Origin of the sequence: Pseudomonas fluorescens HK44, assembly GCF_000217955.3 — a bacterium.
GTDB classification, from domain to species: domain Bacteria; phylum Pseudomonadota; class Gammaproteobacteria; order Pseudomonadales; family Pseudomonadaceae; genus Aquipseudomonas; species Aquipseudomonas fluorescens_AQ.
The window spans coordinates 436,487-461,561 of the sequence record NZ_AFOY02000019.1 but is presented as its reverse complement, the minus strand read 5'-3'; the positions used below and the strand labels follow the sequence as shown (position 1 = coordinate 461,561).

The 25,075-nt window shown below is 60.8% G+C and carries 17 protein-coding genes; 13 read left to right on the top strand and 4 right to left on the bottom strand.

Features of this window, described 5'->3' with window-relative positions; all coding sequences use genetic code 11:
* Window positions 1–31 precede the first annotated feature (31 nt).
* Together HK44_RS24625 and HK44_RS24620 are read right to left on the bottom strand one after the other, a co-directional pair.
* Window positions 32–1,135 carry a GlxA family transcriptional regulator gene (locus HK44_RS24625; protein ID WP_019694013.1) on the bottom strand — a complete coding sequence of 368 codons (1,104 nt, stop codon included), beginning with the start codon at window positions 1,133–1,135 and terminating at the stop codon, window positions 32–34.
* A 595-nt stretch (window positions 1,136–1,730) separates the two neighbouring features.
* Entirely contained in the window at window positions 1,731–3,107 is a 1,377-nt protein-coding gene (locus HK44_RS24620) for an L-serine ammonia-lyase (protein WP_019694014.1), read from the bottom strand.
* 431 nt (window positions 3,108–3,538) lie between these two features.
* On the opposite strand from HK44_RS24620, the gene HK44_RS24615 reads away from it, so the two are divergent.
* From HK44_RS24615 to choV, 3 genes are all read left to right on the top strand, one after another.
* Window positions 3,539–4,489, top strand: a complete 951-nt coding sequence (locus HK44_RS24615; protein WP_019694015.1) for a choline ABC transporter substrate-binding protein — start codon at window positions 3,539–3,541, stop codon at window positions 4,487–4,489.
* Between the two features lie 66 nt (window positions 4,490–4,555).
* The gene (gene choW / locus HK44_RS24610; RefSeq protein ID WP_019694016.1) at window positions 4,556–5,401 is read left to right on the top strand and encodes a choline ABC transporter permease subunit; all 846 of its coding nucleotides are present in this window, start codon (window positions 4,556–4,558) and stop codon (window positions 5,399–5,401) included.
* Complete coding sequence (gene choV / locus HK44_RS24605) at window positions 5,398–6,576, top strand: choline ABC transporter ATP-binding protein (RefSeq protein WP_019694017.1); 1,179 nt, start codon at window positions 5,398–5,400, stop codon at window positions 6,574–6,576. Before choW ends, choV begins: the two co-directional genes overlap by 4 nt.
* 188 nt (window positions 6,577–6,764) lie before the next feature.
* Here the strand turns inward: choV and HK44_RS24600 are convergent, their stop codons facing one another.
* Window positions 6,765–8,705, bottom strand: coding sequence for a BCCT family transporter (locus HK44_RS24600; RefSeq protein ID WP_242031596.1), 1,941 nt, complete (start codon window positions 8,703–8,705; stop codon window positions 6,765–6,767).
* A 483-nt stretch (window positions 8,706–9,188) separates the two neighbouring features.
* Between HK44_RS24600 and betI the strand changes: the two genes are divergently transcribed.
* The 10 genes from betI (at window position 9,189) to yccS (ending at window position 24,084) form a co-directional block, all read left to right on the top strand.
* A complete protein-coding gene (gene betI, locus HK44_RS24595; protein WP_019694019.1) occupies window positions 9,189–9,794 on the top strand; it encodes a transcriptional regulator BetI in 606 nt (201 codons plus the stop codon).
* A gap of 95 nt (window positions 9,795–9,889) precedes the next feature.
* Window positions 9,890–11,362 (top strand): betaine-aldehyde dehydrogenase, encoded by a 1,473-nt coding sequence (betB, locus tag HK44_RS24590; protein ID WP_019694020.1) that lies wholly within the window; start codon window positions 9,890–9,892, stop codon window positions 11,360–11,362.
* 216 nt (window positions 11,363–11,578) lie between these two features.
* A complete protein-coding gene (betA, locus tag HK44_RS24585) occupies window positions 11,579–13,282 on the top strand; it encodes a choline dehydrogenase (protein ID WP_019694021.1) in 1,704 nt (567 codons plus the stop codon).
* Between the two features lie 283 nt (window positions 13,283–13,565).
* Window positions 13,566–14,261, top strand: coding sequence for an RraA family protein (locus HK44_RS24580; protein WP_019694022.1), 696 nt, complete (start codon window positions 13,566–13,568; stop codon window positions 14,259–14,261).
* Window positions 14,262–14,404: 143 nt separating this feature from the next.
* A complete protein-coding gene (locus HK44_RS24575; protein WP_019694023.1) occupies window positions 14,405–15,847 on the top strand; it encodes a TldD/PmbA family protein in 1,443 nt (480 codons plus the stop codon).
* Window positions 15,847–17,184, top strand: a complete 1,338-nt coding sequence (locus HK44_RS24570) for a TldD/PmbA family protein (RefSeq protein WP_019694024.1) — start codon at window positions 15,847–15,849, stop codon at window positions 17,182–17,184. The genes HK44_RS24575 and HK44_RS24570 overlap by 1 nt, the downstream gene beginning before the upstream one ends.
* A 183-nt stretch (window positions 17,185–17,367) precedes the next feature.
* Window positions 17,368–18,795: a multidrug transporter subunit MdtD gene (mdtD, locus tag HK44_RS24565; RefSeq protein ID WP_019694025.1), complete on the top strand. Its 1,428-nt coding sequence runs from the start codon at window positions 17,368–17,370 to the stop codon at window positions 18,793–18,795.
* Window positions 18,796–18,900: 105 nt separating this feature from the next.
* On the top strand, window positions 18,901–20,238 hold the full coding sequence (dbpA, locus tag HK44_RS24560; RefSeq protein ID WP_242031595.1) for an ATP-dependent RNA helicase DbpA: 1,338 nt from the start codon (window positions 18,901–18,903) through the stop codon (window positions 20,236–20,238).
* Between the two features lie 193 nt (window positions 20,239–20,431).
* Entirely contained in the window at window positions 20,432–21,610 is a 1,179-nt protein-coding gene (locus HK44_RS24555) for an NAD(P)/FAD-dependent oxidoreductase (RefSeq protein WP_019694027.1), read from the top strand.
* A gap of 290 nt (window positions 21,611–21,900) precedes the next feature.
* Entirely contained in the window at window positions 21,901–24,084 is a 2,184-nt protein-coding gene (gene yccS, locus HK44_RS24550; protein WP_019694028.1) for a YccS family putative transporter, read from the top strand.
* A gap of 151 nt (window positions 24,085–24,235) precedes the next feature.
* Here the strand turns inward: yccS and HK44_RS24545 are convergent, their stop codons facing one another.
* Complete coding sequence (locus HK44_RS24545) at window positions 24,236–24,973, bottom strand: substrate-binding periplasmic protein (RefSeq protein WP_019694029.1); 738 nt, start codon at window positions 24,971–24,973, stop codon at window positions 24,236–24,238.
* Window positions 24,974–25,075 lie beyond the last annotated feature (102 nt).

Below are 25,075 nucleotides of genomic sequence, written 5' to 3'. Positions count from 1 at the left end.
GCAAGCTCCCTCGCCACAAAAGCGCGCTCAGTTATAGCCTTACGCTGGCGAAAGTCGACTCATTACGCGCCTGACTCAACGCCGACATCGGTCCGGACAACGGTGCCAGCACCAGTGCCTGCGGGATCGGCATCATTGCCACCTGTTGGGTGGTGTTAGAACCGACGCGCTCGTCGCGTGGTGGAATGCCGAAGTATTCGCGGTAGCACTTGGAGAAGTGCGGGGTCGACACGAAGCCGCAAACCGAAGCCACCTCGATGATCGACATCGGCGTTTGCTTGAGCAGTTGCCGAGCACGGATCAGTCGCAGCTTGAGGTAGTAACGCGACGGCGAGCAGTGCAGGTATTTCTGGAACAGCCGCTCCAACTGACGACGTGACACAGCGACGTACACCGCCAGTTCATCGAGGTCGATCGGCTCTTCAAGGTTGGCCTCCATCAGCGCGACGATTTCCTGCAACTTCGGCTGATTGGTGCCCAGCATGTGCTTGAGCGGCACGCGCTGGTGATCCTGCTCGTTGCGGATGCGCTCGTAGACAAACATCTCCGAGATCGCTGCCGACAGTTCGCGGCCGTGGTCGCGGCTGATCAGGTGCAGCATCATGTCCAGTGGCGCGGTGCCGCCGGAGCTGGTGAACCGGTTACGGTCGAGGGTGAACAAGCGCGTGCTCATGGCCACACGAGGGAAAGCTTCCTGCATCGACGCCAGACACTCCCAGTGCACGCTGCAATCGAAACCGTCCAGCAGACCGGCACACGCCAGGGCCCAACTGCCGGTGCAGACGGCGCCAAGACGGCGCGACTGACGGGCCTGGCTTTGCAGCCACGACACGTGTTCACGGGTTACGGTGCGTTGAATGCCGATGCCACCGCAGACAATCACGGTATCCAGGGGCGGGGCTTTGTGCATCGCCGCATCCGGCGTGATTTGCAGGCCGTCACTGGCCCAGACCTGGCCGCCGTCAACGGTGAGGGTGCTCCAGCGATACAGCTCGCGACCAGACAATTGGTTGGCCATGCGCAGGGGTTCTACTGCGGAAGCCAGGGAAATCAGCGTGAAATTGTCCAGCAGCAAAAAGCCGATGGATTGAGGCGCACGGTTCTGGGGTTGGGCCCCGGAGTTGAACGACGTCATCGCGGTATCTCCTCACACAAAGCGGGTGATGGCCTCAGGCGGAGGCTCTTGTTATGGCCATCGTTCTCTTGCGTGAGACGGGGCTTTGTTATGACAGAGCAATTGCCATGCCTAAAATTGAATGCGCATTCAATAACTCCTGAAAACGACGTCGCGATGTGTCTATATGTGTCTATAGAGCTCAGTCGACGCGTAAGGGTTATCAGGCTGGCAGATGCCCTACCCCGCGGGGTGTGAGCAAATCGGTAGCACTTTTGGGAAACGCATCAAAAGTGCCGGGGAAGAGTGTCACCCCAGGCACAGGTGACGAGCGGTCAGCGCCCGGAATGACGCCTGACCGCCGGGGATATTTGTTGCCTGATTGCGACGCGCTAAAAGGTGGCGCTCAGTTGGATCAGTGTTCACTTAGCGCGCAGTTTTGATCATCCCTGTGGCGAGGGGGCTTGCCCCCGTTGGACCGCGAAGCGGTCCCAGAGTTTGCATCCTTGTTCTTTCAGGCATACCGCGCTCGCAGGTTTCACGACTGCTACGCAGCCGAACGGGGCGTTGCGGCGTTCCGACAAGCCCCCTCGCCACAGGTTTTTAAAAACCCTAATCAACATTCAACCGCGCTGACCGCCAACCCACCGCGCGATGTCTCTTTGTATTTATCGTGCATGTCGGCGCCGGTATCGCGCATGGTGCGGATCACCCGGTCCAGCGAGATGAAGTGCTGACCGTCACCGCGCAAGGCCATTTGCGCAGCGTTGATCGCCTTCACTGCGGCAATCGCGTTGCGCTCGATGCACGGCACCTGTACCAGCCCGCCAACCGGGTCGCACGTCAGTCCGAGGTTGTGCTCCAGGCCGATTTCCGCCGCGTTGCAGAGTTGCTCCGGCGTCGCCCCAAGAATCTCCGCCAACCCGGCCGCCGCCATCGCGCAAGCCGAACCGACTTCGCCCTGGCAGCCGACTTCGGCGCCGGAAATCGAGGCGTTCTTTTTACACAGTATCCCGACCGCTGCCGCACCGAGGAAATAGTCGACGACGTTGGCGTCCGTCACCACCTCGCTGAACTTCATGAAGTAGTGCAACACCGCCGGGATGATCCCTGCCGCACCGTTGGTCGGTGCCGTGACCATCCGCCCGCCTGCCGCATTTTCTTCGTTGACCGCAAGGGCGAACAGATTGACCCACTCCATGGCGCTCAAGGTCGAGCCGATCACGTTGGGCTTGTTCAGCTCTTGCAGGCTGCGATGCAATTTAGCGGCGCGGCGGCGCACATTCAGACCGCCAGGCAGGATGCCTTCGTGCTTGAGGCCCTGCTCGACGCAGTCCTGCATGGCGCGCCAGAGTTTCATCAGGCCGCCGCGGATTTCTTCTTCCGAACGCCAGACCTTTTCGTTCGCCATCATCAACTCGGCGACGCGTAGGTTGTGTTGCTTGCACAGGGCAAGCAGCTCCGCTGCGCTGGAAAAATCGTAAGGCAACACGGTGCGATCCAGATCGACCACGCCGCTTGAAGCCTGCGCCTCATCAACGACAAAACCACCGCCGACTGAATAGTAGGTGTCGCGGTGCAACTCAGCGTTTTCGTCTTCAGCCACCAGGGTCATCGCATTGGGATGGAATGGCAGGTTCTCATCGATCAGGCGCATGTCCCGCGCCCAGATGAAGGGCACCGGCAAGCGACCGTCGAGCAACAGGGTGTGGGTTTCACGCAAGGTCTCGATGCGAATGCCGATTTGCGACGGGTCGATCGCGTCCGGCCATTCACCCATCAAGCCCATGATCACCGCATTGTCGCTGCCGTGACCGATGCCGGTAGCCGACAACGAACCGAACAGCTGGACCTCAATCCGGCGCACCTGCTCCAGCAGCCCCTTCTCGCGCAGCGACTCGACGAATAACGCCGCAGCGCGCATAGGCCCCACAGTGTGCGAACTAGAGGGGCCAATACCGATTTTGAACAGGTCGAAAACACTGATAGCCATGACTTGCGAGACTCCTCGATGAGCAGATTCCAGGCGTCAAAGCACCCGGTGACGGAGCTGCTACGCTCAAGCTGCGATCCGCCGAGATAACCGCATCATCGGGCTTTTGCGATGTCGTTCGACGTCTCACACCGACGTACCCATGCCCACCAACGCCGCTGGCCGCAGACGGCACGTTTTGGCCGTTTTTTTACAGTTCAGAGGACTAAAAAGCGCTGAATAAAGCTGTAAACGACCTCACCGACACTGGAAGCGACCATCCCTGTACTGGATACGACGCACCCTGTAGGCGTCAGAATTTCACTGGTCCATGATCAGTCTCGACTCGATTGCACGGCGCTGTGGTAGAGCAGTCTTCATAACGCCGACCAACCGCAACACTCATAAGTGCGGTCAGAACACCGCCAAAAAAAACACTCAGGAGTCCACCCATGAAAATAGGTTCCCCGTCGTTGTTGTTGGCCGCGATGCTGAGTCTGCCGCTTCTGGCTCATGCCGCAGAACCGGCGCAGTGCAGCACCGTAAACTTCTCCGATGTCGGCTGGACCGACATCACCGCCACCACTGCGACCACCAGCGTCGTGCTTGACGCGCTGGGCTACAAGACCAAGACCACCATGATTTCCGTGCCGGTGACCTACAAGTCCCTGGCCGACGGCAAGAACATGGACGTGTTCCTCGGCAACTGGATGCCGACCATGGAAAACGACATCAAGGCCTACCGCGATGCCGGCACCGTGGAAACCGTGCGCACCAACCTCAAAGGCGCCAAGTACACCCTGGCGGTGCCACAAGCGCTTTACGACAAAGGCCTGCATGACTTCGCCGATATAACCAAATTCAAGAAAGAACTCGACGGCAAAATCTATGGCATCGAGCCGGGTAACGATGGCAACCGCCTGATCCAGAGTATGATCGACAAGAACGCCTTCGGCCTCAAAGACGCTGGTTTCAAAGTGGTCGAGTCCAGTGAAGCCGGCATGCTCTCGCAAGTCGACCGCGCTCAGAAGCGCGATACCGCTGTGGTGTTCCTGGGCTGGGCACCGCACCCGATGAACAAGCGCTTCAAGATCCAGTACCTCACCGGTGGCGATGATTATTTCGGCCCGGATTTCGGTGCGGCGACAGTCCTGACCAACACCCGCAAGGGCTACACCCAGGAATGCAGCAACGTTGGCCAGTTGCTGAAAAATCTGGAGTTCACCGTAGACATGGAAAGCTCGCTGATGGGCAACATCCTGGACGACAAGATGAAACCTGAAGCAGCCGCCAAGGCCTGGCTGAAAAAGAACCCACAGGTACTCGATACCTGGCTCGCTGGCGTGACCACCATTGACGGTAAACCTGGCCTGGAAGCCGTGAAAGCCAAGCTTGCAAAGTAATCGTTGACGCCGGGCGAGTTCGCTCGCCCGGGCTGTTTTTTTCCTCGCATGCGGACGTTCACTACCATGCTGATTGATCAGAAAATCCCTTTAGGCCAGTACATCGCTGCCTTCGTTGAATGGTTGACGCAACACGGCGCCAGCACATTCGATGCGATCGCCACGACACTGGAAACGATGATCCACGGCGTGACGTTTGCGCTGACGTGGTTCAACCCGCTGGCACTGATCGGATTGATCGCATTGCTGGCTCACTTCATTCAACGCAAATGGGGCCTGACCGCTTTTGTCATCGCCTCCTTCCTGCTGATCCTCAACCTGGGTTACTGGCAGGAAACCATGGAAACCCTCGCCCAGGTGCTGTTCGCCACCTTCGTCTGCGTGATCATCGGCGTGCCGTTGGGCATCGTCGCCGCGCACAAACCGATGTTCTACACGATGATGCGTCCGGTGCTCGATCTGATGCAGACCGTACCGACGTTCGTGTACCTCATTCCTACCCTGACCCTGTTCGGTCTGGGTGTGGTCCCGGGTCTGATTTCAACGGTAGTGTTCGCGATTGCCGCGCCTATTCGTCTGACCTACCTGGGTATCCGCGATGTGCCGCAAGAACTGATGGACGCTGGCAAGGCCTTTGGCTGCTCGCGCCGTCAGCTGCTCTCGCGTATTGAACTGCCCCACGCCATGCCAAGCATCGCAGCCGGTATCACCCAGTGCATCATGCTGTCGTTGTCGATGGTGGTGATCGCGGCACTGGTGGGCGCCGATGGCCTGGGCAAACCCGTGGTCAACGCACTGAACACTGCTGATATCGCCCTGGGCTTCGAAGCCGGGTTGGCGATCGTACTGCTGGCGATCATGCTCGACCGTATCTGCAAACAACCCGAAGCTAAAGTAGGGGGTGACGCATGAGCATAATCCGCTTTGATAAGGTCGACGTGATCTTCTCCAAAGATCCACGCGAGGCCCTCAAGCTGCTGGATCAGGGCATGACCCGCGACCAGATCCTGAAGAAAACCGGGCAAATCGTTGGCGTTGAAAAAGCCAGCCTGGACATCGAGAAAGGCGAAATCTGCGTGCTGATGGGCCTCTCCGGCTCCGGTAAATCCAGCCTGCTGCGCTGCATCAACGGTTTGAACACGGTCAGCCGTGGCAAGCTGTTCGTCGAGCATGAGGGACGCCAGATCGACATCGCTTCCTGCACCCCGGCAGAGCTGAAAATGATGCGCACCAAGCGCATCGCCATGGTGTTCCAGAAGTTCGCCCTGATGCCCTGGCTGACGGTGCGCGAGAACATCAGCTTCGGCCTCGAAATGCAGGGTCGTCCCGAAAAGGAACGTCGCCAACTGGTCGACGAAAAACTCGAACTGGTGGGCCTGGCCCAATGGCGCAACAAGAAGCCCGACGAACTCTCCGGCGGCATGCAGCAACGTGTGGGCCTGGCCCGTGCGCTGGCGATGGACGCCGACATTCTGTTGATGGACGAACCCTTCTCGGCACTTGACCCGCTGATTCGCCAAGGCCTGCAAGACGAACTGCTGGAACTGCAACGCAAGCTGCACAAGACCATCGTCTTCGTCAGTCACGACCTCGATGAAGCGCTGAAACTCGGCAGCCGTATCGCGATCATGAAAGACGGCCGGATCATCCAGTACAGCAAGCCCGAAGAAATCGTCCTCAACCCGGCCGATGACTACGTGCGGACCTTCGTCGCGCACACCAATCCGCTGAACGTACTGTGCGGTCGCAGCCTGATGCGCACGCTGGACAACTGCAAACGCATCAACGGCTCGGTTTGCCTGGATCCGGGCGGCGACTCGTGGCTGGACCTGGCCGAAGGCAACACCATCAAAGGCGCACGCCAGAACGGCTCAAGCCTGGACCTGCAGAACTGGGTACCGGGGCAAGCGGTGGAAGGCCTGGGCCGTCGCCCAACGCTGGTGGATTCGAACATCGGCATGCGCGACGCGCTGCAGATTCGTTATCAGACCGGCAACAAGCTGGTGCTGCACGACAACAATAAAGTGGTAGGGATTCTCGGCGACAGCGAGTTGTACCACGCGCTGCTTGGCAAGAACCTGGGGTAAGGCAGCAGACACGAAAACGCCGCGAGAGGATCGCGGCGTTTTTGTTGGTGCACAGAACCTGTGGGAGCGAGCTTGCTCGCGATGGCGGTGGGTCAGTCAACATTGATGCTGACTGTTATGCCCTCATCGCGAGCAGGCTCGCTCCCACAAGGATTGCGGTGCAGTTGATGCACCGCGTCGCTTAAGCCTCAGCTATACACCCGGCCCAGGAGCTGCCGATGGCTTTCAAACTGATCGAGCACGTCACGGGTGATCTGATCCTGAGTGAAGCCCATCAAGTCGTACTCCTGACTGCCGTTGTGCAGGTACACCTCGGCGCGGTAGTAACGCGTGCGCGCTTCATCCGGGTTCGGCGACTCGCTCGGCGTAGCCAGATAGCCATCCAGGCTCACTTCGTAGACAAACGGGTTGCCCTCTTCCATCTCGATCCGCACGCCCATGCAACGCCTGGCTTTACCCAGCAACGTCTGAACATCCAGCCCTTGAGTACGCAATTGCGCCGCCGCATCTTCCAGCGCCGGGCTGACGTGCTTGTTCATGAACCGCTGAACGATCGACTGGCTCGGTTGCAGGTCCAGCTGGGTCAGACGCTCGCTGAAACCACGACGACCACGTGCCGCCAGCTCGGCTTGTTCCTGCTCGATCTGCACATCCTGGCGCATGGCCTTGTGCAAGCCGAACATGAAGAACACCAGCACCACCGAGAACGGCAGACCGGCCAACACGACCATGGTTTGCATGGCTTCGAAGTTACCGGCGAACAGCAGGCCAATGGTCACCAGTGTGATCACCACCGACCAGAAGATCCGCAACCAGTGCGGGGCGTCTTCGTCGACGTTGCCGCCCTTGCAGGACAGGTTCGCCATCATCACCGCGCCAGAGTCGGCCGGAGTCAGGAACAACACGAAACCGACAAAAATCGACACGCCGATCACGATTTTCGACGCCGGGTAGTGCTCAAGCAGTTGATAGATCGCCATGGACGGCTGTTCCAGCGCCGTCTTCCCAAGCTCCACTGCCCCGTGGTTCATCACCAGATCCAGTGCCGAGTTACCGAAGATCGACAACCAGGCCAAGGTGAAGCCCAGCGGAATCAGCAGCACGCCGGCTACCAGTTCACGCACGGTACGACCGCGGGAAATACGCGCGATGAACATGCCTACGAATGGCGCCCAGGAAATCCACCAGGCCCAGTAGAACAGGGTCCACAGGCCCAACCAGCGCTCGGATTTGGCGTTGTCGGCTTCGTACACGTACAGGTCGAAGGTTTTCAGCACCGCGCCGTTCAGGTAGTCGCCGATGTTCTGCACGAAGCCGTTGAGCAGGTGCAGGGTCGGGCCGAACAGCAGGACGAAAATCAGCAGGCCGCTGAACAGCACGATGTTCAGGTTGGACAAACGGCGGATGCCGTTTTCCACGCCCGACACGGCAGCGATGGTCGCCACGGTGCTCATCACGATGATCACGATCAGCAGGTTGGTGTTGCTGTGCTCCATGCCGAACAGGTTCTCAAGACCCGACGACACTTGCAGCGAGCCGATCCCCAGGTTGGTCACCAGACCCAGCAGGGTCACGAACATGCCAAAGCCGTCTACCGCATGACCGGCCGCGCCTTTGACCCAACGCTCGCCCACCAGCGGATACAGCGCCGAACGCAACGCCAGCGGCTGGTTATGACGGTAGGCAAAGTACGCCACGGCCAAGCCGACCAAAGCGTAGATCGCCCAGCCATGCAGGCCCCAATGCAGGAATGTCAGTTGCACCGCCTGACGCGCTGCCAGGTTGCTACCGGCCACGCCTTCCGGCGGATTGAAGTAGTGATCCAGCGGTTCGGATGCACCGAAGTACAGCAGCGAGATACCGATACCGGACGAGAACAGCATCCCGGCCCAGGCGCCATAGCTGAAGTCCGGAGTATCGTCCTTGCTGCCCAGTTTGAGCTTGCCGTAGGACGAAAACGCCAGGCCGACGACGAATACCAAATAGGCGGCGATCACCACCATGTAGTACCAGCCGAAACTGCGCGACAACCAGGCCTGAGCGATCCCCAGCATTCTCCCGGCTTCTTGTGGTGCGGCGATGAGGATGGCGGTCAGCAGCAGGATCAATGCGGTCGAGGTGTAGAACACCCAGCCGTTGACCGCCACCTTTTCGGGTGGGGTCTTTATAAGAGAGGCAGAACTCATTGCACAGATGCTCCAGGCAGTGCGAGAGAAAGACACAAGGCAAAGCAGTACCCGACCAATCGGTTAGTTGGCAGCCGACCAGCGAGTGATATAAAGACACCTCGAAAAAAAGCCCGAAACCGCGGCAGCAGTGTTGAAAACCGACCTCGAAGATCGCGTGCGCGCCCATGACACAGCACATGACCCTGAGCGTCTTGCCCATTCAACACGTCCATTGAATTCGGTTCGCAGCATGCCCCGTAAGGGTTTCGAGCATTTTCGGATGTCGTTTTTCCGCCAACCACTTGTAGGAAAAACCTGTAGGCAGCGACGATTTGTCGCAGATCTTATTCTTTGTTGATTGAACGTTCAATCAAAACAAAATAGACTGGCCCTCAATCCGGTAGCCGGTTTTCGTCCACCGGGAGGCCTAAGGAGATGTGCAAGATGCCCAAGGTCGGTATGCAACCCATCCGCCGTCAGCAGTTGATCGAAGCCACATTGCAGGCCGTCGATCAGGTCGGGATGGGGGACGCCAGCATTGCGCTGATCGCCCGTTTGGCTGGTGTCTCGAACGGCATCATCAGTCACTATTTTCAGGACAAGAATGGCCTGATCGCCGCCACGATGCGGTATCTGATGAACGTCCTCAGCGAGAACGTCACCGCGCGCCGCCTGGCGCTGAGAGATAACAGCCCGCGGGCTCATCTTCAGGTGATTATCGAAGGCAACTTCGACGCCAGCCAGGTCAATGGCCCGGCAATGAAAACCTGGTTGGCCTTCTGGGCAACCAGCATGCACCAACCGTCTTTACACAGGTTGCAGCGGATCAACGATCACCGCCTGTATTCCAACCTGTGCTGCGAGTTCCGCCGAGCGCTGCCGCTTGATCAGGCACGCAGCGCAGCACGCGGGCTGGCGGCCCTGATTGATGGTTTGTGGTTGCGCGGCGCGCTGTCGGGAGACGCTTTCGACACCGAGCAGGCACAACGAATCGCTTACGAATATATGGATATCCAACTGGCCAAGCAGGAGTTGCTGGAGCACACATAACCGCTCGGCCCCTGAACGGCGACTGATCAACGTGCCCAGGCTGTATGGCACGTCCAGTGGCTGACGCCAATAACTAATGCACTTGCGAGGACTCTATGGCCCGTTTCGAACTGCAAAAACTTTACATCGACGGCGGTTACTCCGACGCCAGCGGCGACGCCACCTTCGAAGCCATCAACCCGGCTAACGGTGAAGTTCTCGCCACTGTGCAACGTGCAACCTTCGCCGACGTTGAGCGCGCTGTCGTCAGCGCCGAAAAGGGCCAGAAAATCTGGGCCGCAATGACCGCCATGGAGCGTTCGCGCATCCTGCGCCGTGCCGTTGAAATCCTGCGCGAGCGCAACGATGAACTGGCTGCGCTGGAAACCCTGGACACCGGCAAGGCGTACTCCGAAACCCGCTACGTCGACATCGTTACCGGCGCTGACGTACTGGAATACTACGCAGGCCTGGTGCCCGCCATCGAAGGCGAACAAATCCCGCTGCGCACCACATCGTTCGTTTACACCCGTCGCGAGCCACTGGGCATCGTGGCCGGTATCGGTGCGTGGAACTACCCGATCCAGATCGCTCTGTGGAAATCCGCTCCAGCCCTGGCGGCCGGTAACGCGATGATCTTCAAGCCAAGCGAAGTCACTTCCCTGACCACCTTGAAACTGGCTGAGATCTACACCGAAGCGGGCCTGCCAGCAGGCGTGTTCAACGTTCTGACCGGTAGCGGCCGTGAAGTCGGCACCTGGCTGACCGAGCACCCACGCATCGAAAAAGTCTCCTTCACCGGCGGCACCGACACTGGCAAGAAGGTCATGGCCAGCGCTTCCGGTTCGTCCTTGAAAGACGTGACCATGGAACTGGGCGGCAAATCCCCGCTGATCATTTTCGACGACGCCGACCTCGATCGCGCCGCCGACACTGCGATGATGGCCAACTTCTACAGCTCCGGTCAGGTCTGCACCAACGGCACTCGCGTGTTCGTACCGAGCCACCTGAAAGCTGCTTTCGAAGCCAAGATCGTGGAACGCGTCGCGCGCATCCGCGTCGGCAACCCGCAAGACGAAAACACCAACTTCGGCCCGCTGGTCAGCTTCGCCCACATGGAAAGTGTGCTCGGCTACATCGCCAAAGGTAAGGAAGAAGGCGCACGCCTGCTGTGCGGCGGCGATCGTCTGACCGACGGCGAGTTCGCCAAAGGCGCCTTCGTGGCACCGACCGTGTTCAGCGACTGCACCGACGAGATGACCATCGTTCGTGAAGAAATCTTTGGCCCGGTGATGAGCATCCTGACTTACGAAACCGAAGAAGAAGTGATCCGCCGCGCCAACGACACCGAGTTCGGCCTGGCCGCTGGCGTCGTCACCAAGGATCTGAACCGCGCTCACCGCGTGATTCATCAACTGGAAGCCGGTATCTGCTGGATCAACGCCTGGGGCGAGTCCGACGCCAAGATGCCGGTCGGCGGCTACAAGCAGTCGGGTGTCGGTCGTGAGAACGGCATCAGCTCGCTGAACAACTTCACCCGCATCAAATCGGTACAGGTCGAGCTGGGCGATTACGCCTCGGTTTTCTGATCTGACGCACAACCTGTGGCTGGGGCCTTTTGTGGCGAGGGAGCTTGCTCCCGCTGGGCCGCAAAGCGGCCCCAACCCAGGCACCGTGCTTCTTCAGACAAACCACAGTCGCTGATTTTGCGCCTGCTGCGCAGCCGAGCGGGAGCAAGCTCCCTCGCCACAGTGAGTGGCAGCAAGGCAAGCGCGACCTGACCACAATTCAAGAGGGTGCATTCAATGTCCCAGGAATACGACTACATCATCATCGGGGCCGGCTCTGCCGGTAACACCCTGGCGACCCGTCTGACTGAAGACGAAGGCGTCACCGTCCTGCTGCTCGAAGCCGGCGGCCCGGACTACCGTTTCGACTTCCGCACGCAAATGCCTGCGGCACTGGCGTTCCCGCTGCAAGGCCGTCGCTACAACTGGGCCTACGAGACCGATCCAGAGCCACACATGGACGGCCGCCGGATGGAATGCGGTCGCGGCAAGGGCCTGGGCGGCTCTTCGCTGATCAACGGCATGTGCTACATCCGCGGTAACGCCATGGACTACGACGGCTGGGCGAAAAACCCTGGCCTGGAAGACTGGAGCTACCTGGACTGCCTGCCGTACTTCCGCAAAGCGGAAACCCGCGACATCGGCCCGAACGACTACCACGGTGGCGAAGGCCCGGTCAGCGTGACCACGCCTAAAGCCGGCAACAACCCGCTGTTCCACGCGATGGTTGAAGCAGGCGTACAGGCCGGTTACCCGCGTACCGAGGACCTGAACGGCTACCAGCAAGAAGGTTTCGGCCCGATGGACCGTACCGTGACGCCTAAAGGCCGTCGCTCCAGCACCGCACGTGGTTACCTGGACACCGCCAAAAAGCGCTCGACCCTGAACATCGTCACCCACGCCCTGACCGACAAGATTCTGTTCGAAGGCAAGCGTGCGGTTGGCGTACGTTACCTGGTGGGCAGCGCCGAAGAGCGCGTTGAAGCCCGTGCACGCAAAGAAGTGTTGCTGTGCAGCGGCGCGATCGCTTCGCCGCAAATCCTGCAACGCTCCGGCGTCGGCCCGGCCAAGCTGCTCAAGAGCCTCGACATTCCCGTGGTTCACGACCTGCCAGGCGTCGGCGAGAACCTGCAGGACCACCTGGAGCTGTACCTGCAATACGCATGCACCCAGCCGGTTTCGCTGTACCCGTCGCTGCTCTGGTACAACCAGCCGGCCATTGGTGCCGAGTGGCTGTTCAACGGCACCGGCATCGGCGCCAGCAACCAGTTCGAGGCCGGCGGTTTTATCCGTACACGTCCGGACTTCGAATGGCCGAACATTCAGTACCACTTCCTGCCGGTAGCGATTAACTACAACGGCAGCAACGGTGTGAAAGAGCACGGCTTCCAGGCGCACATGGGCTCCATGCGTTCGCCAAGCCGTGGCCGCATCCAGGTCAAATCCAAGGATCCGCGCCAGCACCCGAGCATCCTGTTCAACTACATGGCTACCGAGCAAGACTGGCAGGAATTTCGCGACGGCATCCGCCTGACCCGTGAAATCATGCAGCAGCCGGCACTCGACGCGTTCCGTGGTCGCGAGCTGAGCCCGGGCATCGAAGTGCAAACCGACGAGCAACTCGACAAGTTCATCCGTGAGCACGCCGAAACCGCGTTCCACCCGTCCTGCTCGTGCAAAATGGGCACCGACGAAATGGCCGTGGTCGATGGCCAGGGTCGCGTCCACGGGATGCAGGGCCTACGCGTAGTCGATGCCTCGATCATGCCGCTGATCACCACCGGTAACCTGAACGCGCCAACGATCATGATCGCCGAAAAAATCGCCGACAAGATCCGTGGCCGTCAGCCACTGCCACGCAGCAAGGCCAAGTACTACGTAGCGGGCGACGCCCCGGTGCGTGGCAAGCCGTTGCGTGAAGTGGGCCCAACCGCGCAGTAACCGTTACACCGCAGCGCGGCCATCGCGAGCAAGCTTTGCTCCTACGGTACGGGGGTTGAATCACGTAATGGTGATCACCCCCAATCCTGTAGGAGCAAGGCTTGCCCGCGATGACGTCCGTCCAATCAACGCCTTCCTTCCTGCCTCACACCGCATAAACCCTTCCCACACCGCTTCACCCTTGATCCCACCCCCCGCGCAGGCCTACTCTAGTCACCGCGCAAACGTTTCACCCCCCGCCCCCATCGACAAGCCGCCACCTGGCTGGCCACGAGGCTTACTCATGTTTGATGTCGTGTCTTCGAGCAAATGGCCCACCGGCTACCTGATCAATCCCAATGTAGAACCCCTCGATCCGAAGTGGCTGAAGGAATTCAGCAAGATCCCTGCCGCCGCCGTCAGCGACTGCCTGGGTCGCAACGTCGGTGGCCTGGGTTTGAAAGCCTTCCACGGCAATGCGCCGATGTTGGGCAGCGCGCTGACGGTTCGCGTGCGCCCCGGCGACAACCTGATGATTCTCAAAGCCATGCAGATGGCCCGCCCGGGCGACGTGCTGGTGATCGACGGCAGTGCCGACCTGACCCGCGCCGTGTTCGGCGGCATCATGCGCGCCATGGCCCTCAAGGCCGGGATCGTCGGCGTGGTGATCAACGGCGCCCTGCGTGACCTCGACGAGTGGCAAACCGGCGAACTGCCGGCCTACGCCATCGGCGGCGTGCACCGAGGCCCGAGCACTGACGGTGGCGGCGAAATCAACGTACCGATTTCCTGCGCCGGCATGCTGGTCGCCCCTGGCGACCTGATGATTGGCGACGGTGACGGCGTGGTAGCGGCATCGCGCAGCGAACTGCCGGAGCTGCTGGTGCGTTGCCACGACCTGCTCGCCCGGGAAAAGGCCACGCTGGCGGCTATCGAAGCCGGAACGCTGGACCCGGATCGGTTTGATGCCATCTTGCGCGCCAAGGGTTGCCCGGTCTAATCGCCAAAAGCATCGCGGGCAAGCCTTGCTCCTACGGTTTTGTGGTGAATCTCACACCGATGATTCAACCCTGAACCTGTAGGAGCAAGGCTTGCCCGCGATGAGGCCCTCAAGGTCGCCGATACTCACAAGGAGGTCCCCGCATGTTCGATTTCCACCCCCAGCTCAAGCAGCGTTTCGCTGCCTTGCGCACGGGCGCTGAATTCTTTTCGCTGCGCTATGTGCGTGAGTCGGGTCAGTACCTGTCGGTACGCAAAAACGTTGCCGAGCCTCCAAGCCTGAGCCGTGACGAAGGGGCGATGCTGACTGCACGGGTCAATGGCGTCGAAGCTTATTCCGCGACCAACGACCTGTCGCCATCAGGCCTGCAAGCCGCCCTCGACCGCGCCGAACGACAGGCCCGCTCGATTGCCGCCCACGCCCTGCTCGATCTGCGCCAGCAAACTGTTTCCAGCGATCGCGCCGATTACCTTTCACCGAATCTTGCACAACCCTTCCCGTCCCTCAGCGATTGCTACCAACTGCTCGGTGCCGAATCCGCCGCCGTGCCCAAGGACGAGCGACTGGTGAACTGGCAGGTCAGCATCGGCATCACGCACGTCGAGCAGATCTACCTCAACAGCGCCGGCGCCGAATTGCGTCAGGCGCAACGCTTCGTCTACCCGGGGCTGGATGTCACCGCCTACAACGGCAACGACAGCCAGACCCGCAGCCTGGGCCGCGAAAACTTCGGCCAGCAAGGCGGCGCAGACGTAATCAGCCGCTGCGGCCTGATCGGCGCCGGCCCGCACGTCGCCGATCAGGCGCTGCAATTGCTGCTCGCCCCCAATACCCCGCAAGGCAAACGCGACCTGCTGCTGATGCCGGACCAAATGATGCTGCAGATCCACGAGTCCATCGGCCACCCGCTGGAACTGGACCGAATCCTCGGTGACGAGCGCAATTACGCCGGCACCAGCTTCGTCAAAACCAGCGATTTCGGCAGCCTGCAATACGGCTCAAAACTGCTCAACGTGACCTTCGACCCGGACATTCCCGAGCAGCTCGCCAGCTACGGCCATGACGACGACGGCACGGCGGCGAGCAAACAATTGCTGATCCGCGAAGGCTTGCTGATCCGCCCACTGGGCGGCGCGCTGTCGCAATTTCGTGCAGGCCTCGACGGCGTCGCCAACAGCCGCGCCTGCGGCTGGAACCGTCCACCCATCGACCGCATGGCCAACCTCAACATCGAGCCTGGCGACCAGTCGCTCGAACAGTTGATCAGCGGCATCGAACACGGCGTGCTGATGTCGACTAACCGCTCATGGTCAATTGACGACGCGCGGAATAAATTCCAGTTCGGCTGCGAGTGGGGCCAGTTGATTGAAAACGGCGAACTCAAGGGCGTGGTGAAAAACCCGAACTACCGGGGTATTTCTGCGCAGTTCTGGCGCAACCTCAGCGCCGTTGGCGACGTCGGCACCTTCAAGGTGCTGGGCACGCCGAACTGCGGCAAAGGCGAACCGAACCAGGTGATCCGCGTCGGCCACGCCTCGCCGGCCTGCGTGTTCAGCAACATTGATGTGTTTGGAGGAGACGCCTGATGAGTACGGCATTGAGTCAGGTCGAACAATTCAAAGGACTGGTGGCCTGTTTGCGCAGTGCCCTGCGCGAGCCTGAGCAGTTCACCTTGAGCTACGCAGCCGAATCGTCGGCCTTCGTACGCTTCAACCACGCCAAGGTGCGCCAGGCCGGCCAGGTCCAGCAAGCCAGCGTCGGTTTCAAACTGATCAATAACGGCCGGCATGCAGACCTCAGTATCACCCTCGCCGGTGATCCCGAGGTCGACCTTCAGCGCCTGGCCGAAGGTCTGCAACAGCTGCGCGAGACCCTGCCGCTGTTACCGCAGGATCCGTATCTGCTGCTCAACCACACGGGTTGGCAGAGCAAGAACGTGCAGGACCACCCGTTGCCGGACACCGAGCAGGTGGTTGCCGAAATCGCCCGAGCCGCCGAAGGGCTCGACCTGGTCGGGTTCTACGCCGCCGGGCCCATCAGCCGGGGTTTCGCCAGTTCGTCCGGTGCCTTTGGCTGGCATCAGGCCAACAGCTTCAATTTCGACTTCAGCCTGTTCCACGCCAACGGCCAAGCGGTGAAAGCCAGCTACGCCGGGCACGACTGGAACAGCGAAGGTTTCGCCAAACGCTTCCAGCAGGCCCGCGAGCAATTGGAGTTCTTGGGGCGGCCACTGCGCACGTTGGCGCCGGGTCAGTACCGCGCCTATCTGGCGCCGGCCGCACTGGAAGAGATTGTCGGCATGCTCTGCTGGGGTGGTTTCTCCGCGCAGTCGATTGCCAGCAAAAGCAGCCCGCTGCAAAAACTCTACGCGGGTGATAACAGCTTCAGCCCATTGCTCTCACTGGATGAAAAAGTCGGTGGATCCCTGAGCCCGGCGTTTTCCGGCGAAGGCTACCCGCGCAGCGATCTCGGGTTGATCGTTGCGGGCAAGGCTGGCGAGCAGCTGGTCGGCTCGCGCAGCGCCGCCGAATACGGTCTGACCGCCAACGGCGCCAGCGGCGGTGAGTCGCCGAGTGCTTTGAACATGGCCGCCGGTGCGTTGCCGGAAGCTGAAATCCTCAAGCAGCTCGGCACCGGCTTGTATATCAGCAACCTGTGGTACCTGAATTACTCGGACCAACCGGCCGCACGCCTGACCGGCATGACCCGTTTCGCGACCTTCTGGGTCGAAAACGGCGAGATTCAGGCACCGGTCAGCACCATGCGCTTCGATGACAGCGCCTACAGCCTGCTCGGTTCGCAGCTGGAAGCACTGACGAGTGAACGTGAGCTGATTTTGTCGCCCAGCACCTACAGCCAGCGGGCCACGGCTTCGGCGGTGTTGCCGGGAGCGCTGGTCAGCCGCCTGACATTGACGCTGTAAACACGTAACACCTTGTGGCGAGGGAGCTTGCTCCCGCTGGGTCGCGCAGCGGCCCCGAAATCAGCAAGCGCGGTTCACCAGACGGACCGCACTGGCTGGATTACGACTGCTGCGCAGCCGAGCGGGAGCAAGCTCCCTCGCCACAAAGAGCAAGTATTACCTGTACAACCCACACGAGGTCCCATGCCCAACCGTCCGGCTCTTGATGCAATCACCGCCCGTTGGGTCCCGTGGGTGGTGGCGATTGCGTTTTTCATGCAGTCCCTCGACGGGACCATCCTCAACACCGCCCTGCCCGCCATGGCCCTCGATCTGGCCGAAGACCCACTGCGCATGCAGGGCGTGATCATCGCCTACATGCTCACGGTCGCCTTGCTGATTCCGGCGTCGGGCTGGGTTGCCGATCGCTTCGGCACCCAGAAAATCTTCTTCGGTGCGATCCTCTTGTTCAGCCTCGGCTCTTTGCTCTGTGCACTCTCCAGCACCTTGACCATGCTGGTCGGCGCCCGGGTGATTCAGGGGCTGGGCGGCGCATTGATGTTGCCGGTCGGGCGCCTGGTGGTGCTGCGCGCTTATCCGCGTTCGGAGCTGGTGCGGATCATGGGCTTCATCACCATCCCCGGCCTGCTCGGGCCACTGATCGGCCCGACCATGGGCGGCTGGATGGTGCAATACCTGACCTGGCACTGGATCTTCCTGATCAACCTGCCGGTCGGGCTGGTCGGCTGCTACGCGGTCTGGAAGTTCATCCCGGACCTGCGCGGCTCTGAGCGCACGCGCTTCGATGGCTTGGGTTTCCTGCTGTTCGGCGCGGCGATGGTGCTGATCACCATTGCCATGGAAGGCCTGGGCGAACTGCACCTGCCGCATTTGCGGGTGATGTTGCTGTTGTTCGGCGGCATGGCGTGCCTGGCGGCTTACTGGCTGCGGGCCGGGCACATCGACAATCCGCTGTTCGCGCCAGCGCTGTTCAAGACCCGGACCTTTGCCGTGGGGATTCTCGGCAACCTGTTCGCCCGGCTGGGCAGCGGCGCCCTGCCGTTTCTGGTGCCGTTACTGCTACAGGTCGCCTTGGGCTACTCGCCCTCCCTGGCCGGGATGAGCATGTTGCCGCTGGCCGCGGCGGCGATGTTTGCCAAGTCGATCGCTCGACCGCTGATCGAACGCCTGGGTTATCGCATCGTGCTCACCGGCAATACCCTGGCACTGGGAATCATGCTGGCGAGCATGGGCCTGGTCAGCGAACAAACGCCTTATTGGTTGCTGCTGGTGCAACTGGCGATACTCGGAGCAATCAACTCCTTGCAGTTCACGGCGATGAACACCGTGACCCTGATCGACCTCGACGACGCCAGCGCCAGCAGCGGCAATAGCCTGCTGTCGGTGGTCGCGCAGTTGTCGCTGAGTCTCGGCGTTGCCTGCGCCGGCGCCCTGCTGGGCGGCTTCACGGCGCAGGTCGGCAATGATGGCGTGGACACGGTGCTGGGCGCGTTCCAGCTGACCTTCGTGACCGTCGGAGTCATGGCAATGCTCGCTGCGACGATCTTCTCGCAACTGTCGAGAGAAGACGGACGGCGCGTCAAGCGTCCGGAATCGCACATAGAGCCTTAGGGCGAATGGCCACTGGGCTGGTACACTGCGCGACATTTTGTTTTGCAGGCCAGTCCCGTGACCACCATCGCCACCGCTTTTAATACTTTGCCGCTGTCCGCCGCCATGCTGGCTAACCTCGACTCCCTCGGTTATGCCCAGATGACGCCGATCCAGGCGCAAAGCTTGCCGGTGATCCTCAAGGGGATGGACCTGATCGCCCAGGCCAAGACCGGCAGCGGCAAAACCGCCGCCTTCGGTATCGGCCTGCTGAACCCGATCAATCCGCGCTTCTTCGGCTGCCAGGCACTGGTGATCTGCCCGACTCGCGAACTGGCTGACCAGGTCGCCAAGGAAATCCGTCGTCTGGCCCGCGCCGAAGACAACATCAAGGTGCTGACCCTGTGTGGCGGCGTGTCGTTCGGTCCACAGATCGGTTCGCTGGAGCACGGCGCGCACATCATCGTCGGCACTCCGGGGCGCATCCAGCAGCACCTGCGCAAGGGTTCGCTGGTGCTCCACGGCCTGAACACGCTGATCCTCGACGAAGCCGATCGCATGCTCGACATGGGTTTCTACGATTCCATCGAAGAAATCATCGCCCAGTGCCCTGAGCGTCGCCAGACCCTGCTCTTCTCCGCCACGTATCCGGTGGGCATCAAGCAGTTGGCATCGAAGTTCATGCGTAACCCGCAGCAAGTGAAGGCCGAGGCGTTCCACGACGACACGCAGATCGAGCAGCGTTTCTTCGAGATTTCGCCGGAAGAGCGCATGGACGCGGTGGTCAAGGTCCTCGCCCATTACCGCCCGCAATCGACCGTCGCTTTCTGCTTCACCAAGCAGCAAGTGCAGGAAACCGTCGACCACCTGACCGCCAAAGGCATCTCGGCCGTTGGCCTGCACGGTGACCTGGAACAGCGTGATCGCGACCAGGTGCTGGCAATGTTCGCCAACCGCAGTACCTCGGTACTGGTCGCCACCGACGTCGCTGCCCGTGGTCTGGACATCGATGCGCTGGACATGGTGGTCAACGTCGAACTGGCCCGTGACTCGGAAATCCACATTCACCGCGTTGGCCGTACCGGTCGTGCCGGTGAGAAAGGCATCGCCATCAGCCTGGTAGCGCCGTCCGAAGCGCATCGCGCCCAAGCCATCGAGCAACTGCAGAAGTCACCGCTGAGCTGGGATCAACTGGGCAGCCTGACCTCCCAGGGCGGCGCCCCGCTGCTGCCGGCCATGAGCACCCTGTGCATCGGCGCCGGCCGTAAAGACAAGGTTCGCCCCGGTGACATCCTTGGCGCACTGACCGGCGATGCCGGTGTTCCTGGCGCCCAGGTCGGCAAGATCGCGATCTTCGACTACCAGGCCTATGTCGCCGTGGAGCGCGGGATCGCCAAGCAAGCCGTGCAGCGCTTGAGCGACGGCAAGATCAAAGGCCGCTCGCTGCGCGTACGGATTTTGTAACAAGCGCAGCCCACCTCTGTGGCGAGGGAGCTTGCTCCCGTTGGCCTGCGAAGCAGGCCCAAAACCTGCTACCGCGTTTTAACAGTCAGAACGCATCCGCTGGCTTTGCGAGTGCTACGCACTCGAGCGGGAGCAAGCTCCCTCGCCACAAAAGCACTTGCCAGCCTAGCTAACGAAACTTGAGGACACCGTTTTGCGCTCTACCGAAGTCGTGATCATTGGCGCTGGCGCCGCTGGGTTGATGTGTGCACTGACCGCCGCCGGGCGCGGGCGCAAGGTGATGTTGCTCGACCACGCAAACAAGGCCGGCAAGAAAATCCTCATGTCAGGTGGTGGCCGCTGCAATTTCACCAACATGTACACCGAGCCAAGCAATTTTCTCTCGCAAAACGCCCACTTCTGCAAATCCGCACTGGCGCGCTATACCCAGTGGGATTTCATCGCGATGGTGGCCAAGCACGGCGTGCCGTACCACGAGAAAAAGCTCGGCCAGCTGTTCTGCGATAACAAATCCAGCGACATCCTCGGCATGCTCCTCGACGAGTGCGATCAGGTCGGCGTCAGCCTGCACCTCGACACCTCGATCCAGCAGATCGAAAAACTCGACAGCGGCTACCTGCTGGAAACCACGCTGGGCCAGTTGACCTGCGAATCGCTGGTGATCGCCACCGGCGGCCTGTCGATTCCAACCCTGGGCGCTACCGGTTTCGGTTATCAGGTGGCCAAGCAGTTTGGCCACCAGTTGCTGCCCACCCGCGCCGGCCTGGTGCCGTTCACCATCACCGACCAACTCAAAGAGCTATGCACCGAACTCTCCGGTACGTCGGTGGATTGCCTGGTGAGCTGCAACGATCAGAGCTTTCGCGAGAACATCCTGTTCACCCATCGCGGCCTCAGCGGCCCGGCGATTTTGCAGATCTCGTCATTCTGGCAATCCGGTGACACAGTCGAAATCAATCTTTTGCCCGACCACGACGTGCCGAGCTGGCTGCAACAGCAGCAAGCCGAGCGGCCGAACAGCGAGCTGAAAACCCTGCTCGGCGAAATCTTCACCAAGAAGATGGCCAACCTGTTGGCCGATAACTGGTTCGCCTCCAAGCCAATGAAGCAATACACCCACGCTGAACTGGCCGATATCGCCACAAAACTCGCGAGCTGGACGCTGGTCCCGGCCGGCACCGAAGGCTATCGCACCGCCGAAGTCACGCTCGGCGGCGTCGACACCCACGAAGTCTCGTCCAAAACCATGGAATCGCTGAAAAGCCCCGGCCTGTACTTCATCGGTGAAGTGCTGGACGTTACCGGGCACCTGGGCGGCTTCAACTTCCAATGGGCCTGGGCCTCGGGTTACGCAGCGGCGCAGTACGCCTGACTTACACATTGTGAGGGGCGGGGTTTTGTGGCGAGGGAGCTTGCTCCCGCTGGCCTGCGAAGCAGACCCAAAACCTGTCACCACTGTCTGCCAGACACACCGCATGCATAGGGTTTACGACGGCTACGCCGCCGAGCGGGAGCAAGCTCCCTCGCCACAGGGTTCAATGCAGACCTGACAGTTTTACCCAGGAAGGAACAGTTTTTGCTGTCAGATGTGATCGGCGCCATTGCGTCGTCGTCATTACTGGCTCAATTTAGCTGCATTGCCCCGGAAGGCCTCCGCACTTCATGCCATCAACCTCGTTTCGTCAGACTCTGCGTCGCCTTTGGGCGCTGGATAAATTCAGCTACAGCGTGCGGGTGTTCATCGCCCTGACCGGCACCATGGCGCTGTGCTGGTATAAAAATGAAATGGGCCTGCTGATCCCGCTGTTCCTGGGGATTATCGCCAGTGCCCTGGCCGAGACCGACGACAGCTGGCAAGGCCGGCTCAATGCGTTGGCCGTGACCCTGGTGTGCTTCAGCGTTGCCGCGTTCTCGGTCGAGCTGCTATTCCCCTATCCGTACATCTTCGTGGTCGCCCTGGCACTGGCCAGTTTCGGCCTGACCATGCTCGGCGCCTTGGGCGAACGCTATGGCGCGATTGCCTCCGCGACATTGATTCTGTCGGTGTACACCATGATCGGTGTGGACCAGCGCGGCGGCGCGGTCACCGATTTCTGGCATGAACCGGTGTTGCTGGTGGCCGGCGCCGCCTGGTACGGCTTGCTCTCGGTGTTGTGGCAGGCGCTGTTTTCCAACCAGCCGGTGCAACAGAGCCTGGCGCGACTGTTTCGCGAGCTGGGGTTTTACCTGAAGCTCAAATCATCGCTGTTCGAGCCGATCCGCCAGATGGACGTCGAAGCCCGCCGGCTGGAACTGGCGCAGCAGAATGGCCGAGTGGTCGCAGCGCTCAACGCTGCCAAGGAAATCATCCTGCACCGGGTCGGCAACGGTCGGCCGGGCTCGAAACTCAGTCGTTACCTGAAGCTGTATTTCCTCGCCCAGGACATCCACGAACGCGCCAGTTCTTCGCACTATCCGTACAACGCCCTGGCCGAAGCCTTTTTCCACAGCGATGTGCTGTTCCGCTGCCAACGCCTGCTGCGCCAGCAAGGCAAAGCCTGCCGGGCATTGGCCGAGTCGATACAGATGCGCCAGCCGTTCGTCTATGACGACAGCTTTGCGCAAGCCCTGAGCGACCTGCACGCCTCCCTCGAACACCTGCGCATCCAGAGTAACCCGGCCTGGCGCGGTCTGCTGCGTTCATTGCGCGCACTGGCAGCCAACCTCAGCACTCTTGATCGCTTGCTCAGCGACGCGAGTAACCCCGACAACCTGGCCGACGCCAGCGACAGCAGCCTGCTCGACCGTTCACCGCGCAACCTCAAGGACGTCTGGACGCGCCTGCGCACGCAACTGACGCCGACCTCGTTGCTGTTTCGGCATGCCCTGCGTTTGCCTCTGGCCCTGACCGTCGGCTACGGCATGGTGCATTTGATCCACCCCTCGCAGGGCTACTGGATCATCCTCACCACGCTGTTTGTCTGCCAACCGAACTACGGCGCCACCCGGCGCAAACTCGGCCAGCGGATCCTCGGCACGGCGATCGGCCTGACCCTGGCCTGGGCATTGTTCGATCTGTTCCCCAACCCGCTGGTGCAATCGTGTTTCGCGATTGCCGCTGGTGTGGTGTTCTTTATCAACCGCACCACCCGCTACACGCTGGCGACAGCAGCGATCACCTTGATGGTGCTGTTCTGTTTCAACCAGGTCGGCGACGGTTACGGGCTGTTCCTGCCAAGGCTGCTCGACACCTTGCTCGGCGGTCTGATCGCGGGGCTCGCGGTGCTGCTGTTCCTGCCAGACTGGCAGGGTCGTCGGCTGAACAAAGTGCTGGCCAATACCCTGACCTGCAACAGCATTTACCTGCGCCAGATCATGCAGCAATACGCTGTCGGCAAACGTGATGACCTGGCCTATCGGCTGGCTCGACGCAATGCCCACAACGCCGATGCGGCGCTGTCGACCACCTTGGCCAACATGCTCATGGAGCCGGGGCATTTCCGAAAGGACGCCGACGTCGGTTTCCGTTTCCTGGTGCTTTCCCACACCTTGCTCAGCTACCTCTCGGGCCTCGGCGCACACCGTGAAATCCAGCTACCCGCTGACGTTCGGGAACAGCTGATCAACGGTGCCGGTGTCAGCCTGGCGGCCAGCATCGACGAAATCGCCCAAGGGCTGGCGAGCAAACTGCCGATTGCGATTCAGAGCGACGACGAAGAAGCCCTGGCTGCCGGGCTCGAACAAATGCCTGACGAGATCGACGAAGGTCAGCGTCTGGTGCAAACCCAACTGGGGTTAATCTGCCGGCAACTGGGGCCGTTGCGCACGCTGGCGGCGCATTTGATCAAGGATACGAGCGAGGAGTGAGCGCGCCCCTGTGGCGAGCGAGCTTGCTCGCGCTCGGGTGCGCAGCAGCCGTAAAACCGGTAAATGGTTTTCTACCTGACACATCGAGCAGCTTGTCTTGGGTCGCTTCGCAACCCAGCGGGAGCAAGCTCCCTCGCCACAACAGCAGACGTCACATCCCATGCTGCCTGAGCAACTGCTCATAGCTACCATCAGCCTTCATCGCTGCAATCTCGCGGTCGAACCCGGCAACAATCTCTTCATGGTCAGGGTTCTTCAGGCTGACCAGAATGTGCAGGCTGTTTTCACTCAAGGGATTGGGCAGGAACTCCACGGCATTGCGCACCTTGGAGGATTCGCGCGCCAGGTAATAGCGGGCGACGAATTCGTCTTCCAGCGTCAGCTTCACCCGGTCTGCGGCGAGCATGCGCACGGCCATGGGGAAGTTTTGCACCTGGACTTTCTGCAAGGCGGCGTCACCGTCAAACACGGGTGAATAGGCGTAGCCGCGCACCACGGCAACCGGATAGGTGTGCAGTTGCTGCAAGTTGTTGTATTCGATCGGCGTGTCTTTACGCTTGAGGAAAAGTACCCGGTTGAGCAAATACTCACTGGAAAACTGCCCGATGTGGGTTCGCTCTTCGTTGAACCAGGCATTGACCAGCACGTCGTAACGCCCTTCGCCCACACCCAGCAAAGCCCTGGCCCAAGGCACCTGCTCGAAATCGCTGGCATAACCGGCCCGCGCCAGCGCGGTACTGACAATGTCAGTCGCCACCCCGCCATTGACCAGTGTGGCATCGGTAAAGGGTGGCCAGGCATCGGCCACCAGCCGCAGTTTTTCTGCTGTGGCGATCTGGCTCAGCAACAGCAATCCAATCAAAGCAACAGCTCGATGCAATCGCGGCATGCTAAAAAATCCTTAGCGGGCGGGCAGCCCAGCGTGCTTTTAGCCAAAACTCGAAGGCCGGCATGCCGAATCACGGCCACACCCCCGGCCCTAACAGTAGCT

Excerpts from the sequence above, each read along its gene's own strand:
- HK44_RS24625 (WP_019694013.1), bottom strand. The coding sequence starts at position 1,135 with ATGACGTCGTTCAACTCCGGGGCCCAACCCCAGAACCGTGCGCCTCAA.
- HK44_RS24620 (WP_019694014.1), bottom strand. The coding sequence starts at position 3,107 with ATGGCTATCAGTGTTTTCGACCTGTTCAAAATCGGTATTGGCCCCTCT.
- HK44_RS24615 (WP_019694015.1), top strand. The coding sequence starts at position 3,539 with ATGAAAATAGGTTCCCCGTCGTTGTTGTTGGCCGCGATGCTGAGTCTG.
- choW (WP_019694016.1), top strand. The coding sequence starts at position 4,556 with ATGCTGATTGATCAGAAAATCCCTTTAGGCCAGTACATCGCTGCCTTC.
- choV (WP_019694017.1), top strand. The coding sequence starts at position 5,398 with ATGAGCATAATCCGCTTTGATAAGGTCGACGTGATCTTCTCCAAAGAT.
- betI (WP_019694019.1), top strand. The coding sequence starts at position 9,189 with ATGCCCAAGGTCGGTATGCAACCCATCCGCCGTCAGCAGTTGATCGAA.
- betB (WP_019694020.1), top strand. The coding sequence starts at position 9,890 with ATGGCCCGTTTCGAACTGCAAAAACTTTACATCGACGGCGGTTACTCC.
- betA (WP_019694021.1), top strand. The coding sequence starts at position 11,579 with ATGTCCCAGGAATACGACTACATCATCATCGGGGCCGGCTCTGCCGGT.
- HK44_RS24580 (WP_019694022.1), top strand. The coding sequence starts at position 13,566 with ATGTTTGATGTCGTGTCTTCGAGCAAATGGCCCACCGGCTACCTGATC.
- HK44_RS24575 (WP_019694023.1), top strand. The coding sequence starts at position 14,405 with ATGTTCGATTTCCACCCCCAGCTCAAGCAGCGTTTCGCTGCCTTGCGC.
- HK44_RS24570 (WP_019694024.1), top strand. The coding sequence starts at position 15,847 with ATGAGTACGGCATTGAGTCAGGTCGAACAATTCAAAGGACTGGTGGCC.
- mdtD (WP_019694025.1), top strand. The coding sequence starts at position 17,368 with ATGCCCAACCGTCCGGCTCTTGATGCAATCACCGCCCGTTGGGTCCCG.
- dbpA (WP_242031595.1), top strand. The coding sequence starts at position 18,901 with ATGCTGGCTAACCTCGACTCCCTCGGTTATGCCCAGATGACGCCGATC.
- yccS (WP_019694028.1), top strand. The coding sequence starts at position 21,901 with ATGCCATCAACCTCGTTTCGTCAGACTCTGCGTCGCCTTTGGGCGCTG.
- HK44_RS24545 (WP_019694029.1), bottom strand. The coding sequence starts at position 24,973 with ATGCCGCGATTGCATCGAGCTGTTGCTTTGATTGGATTGCTGTTGCTG.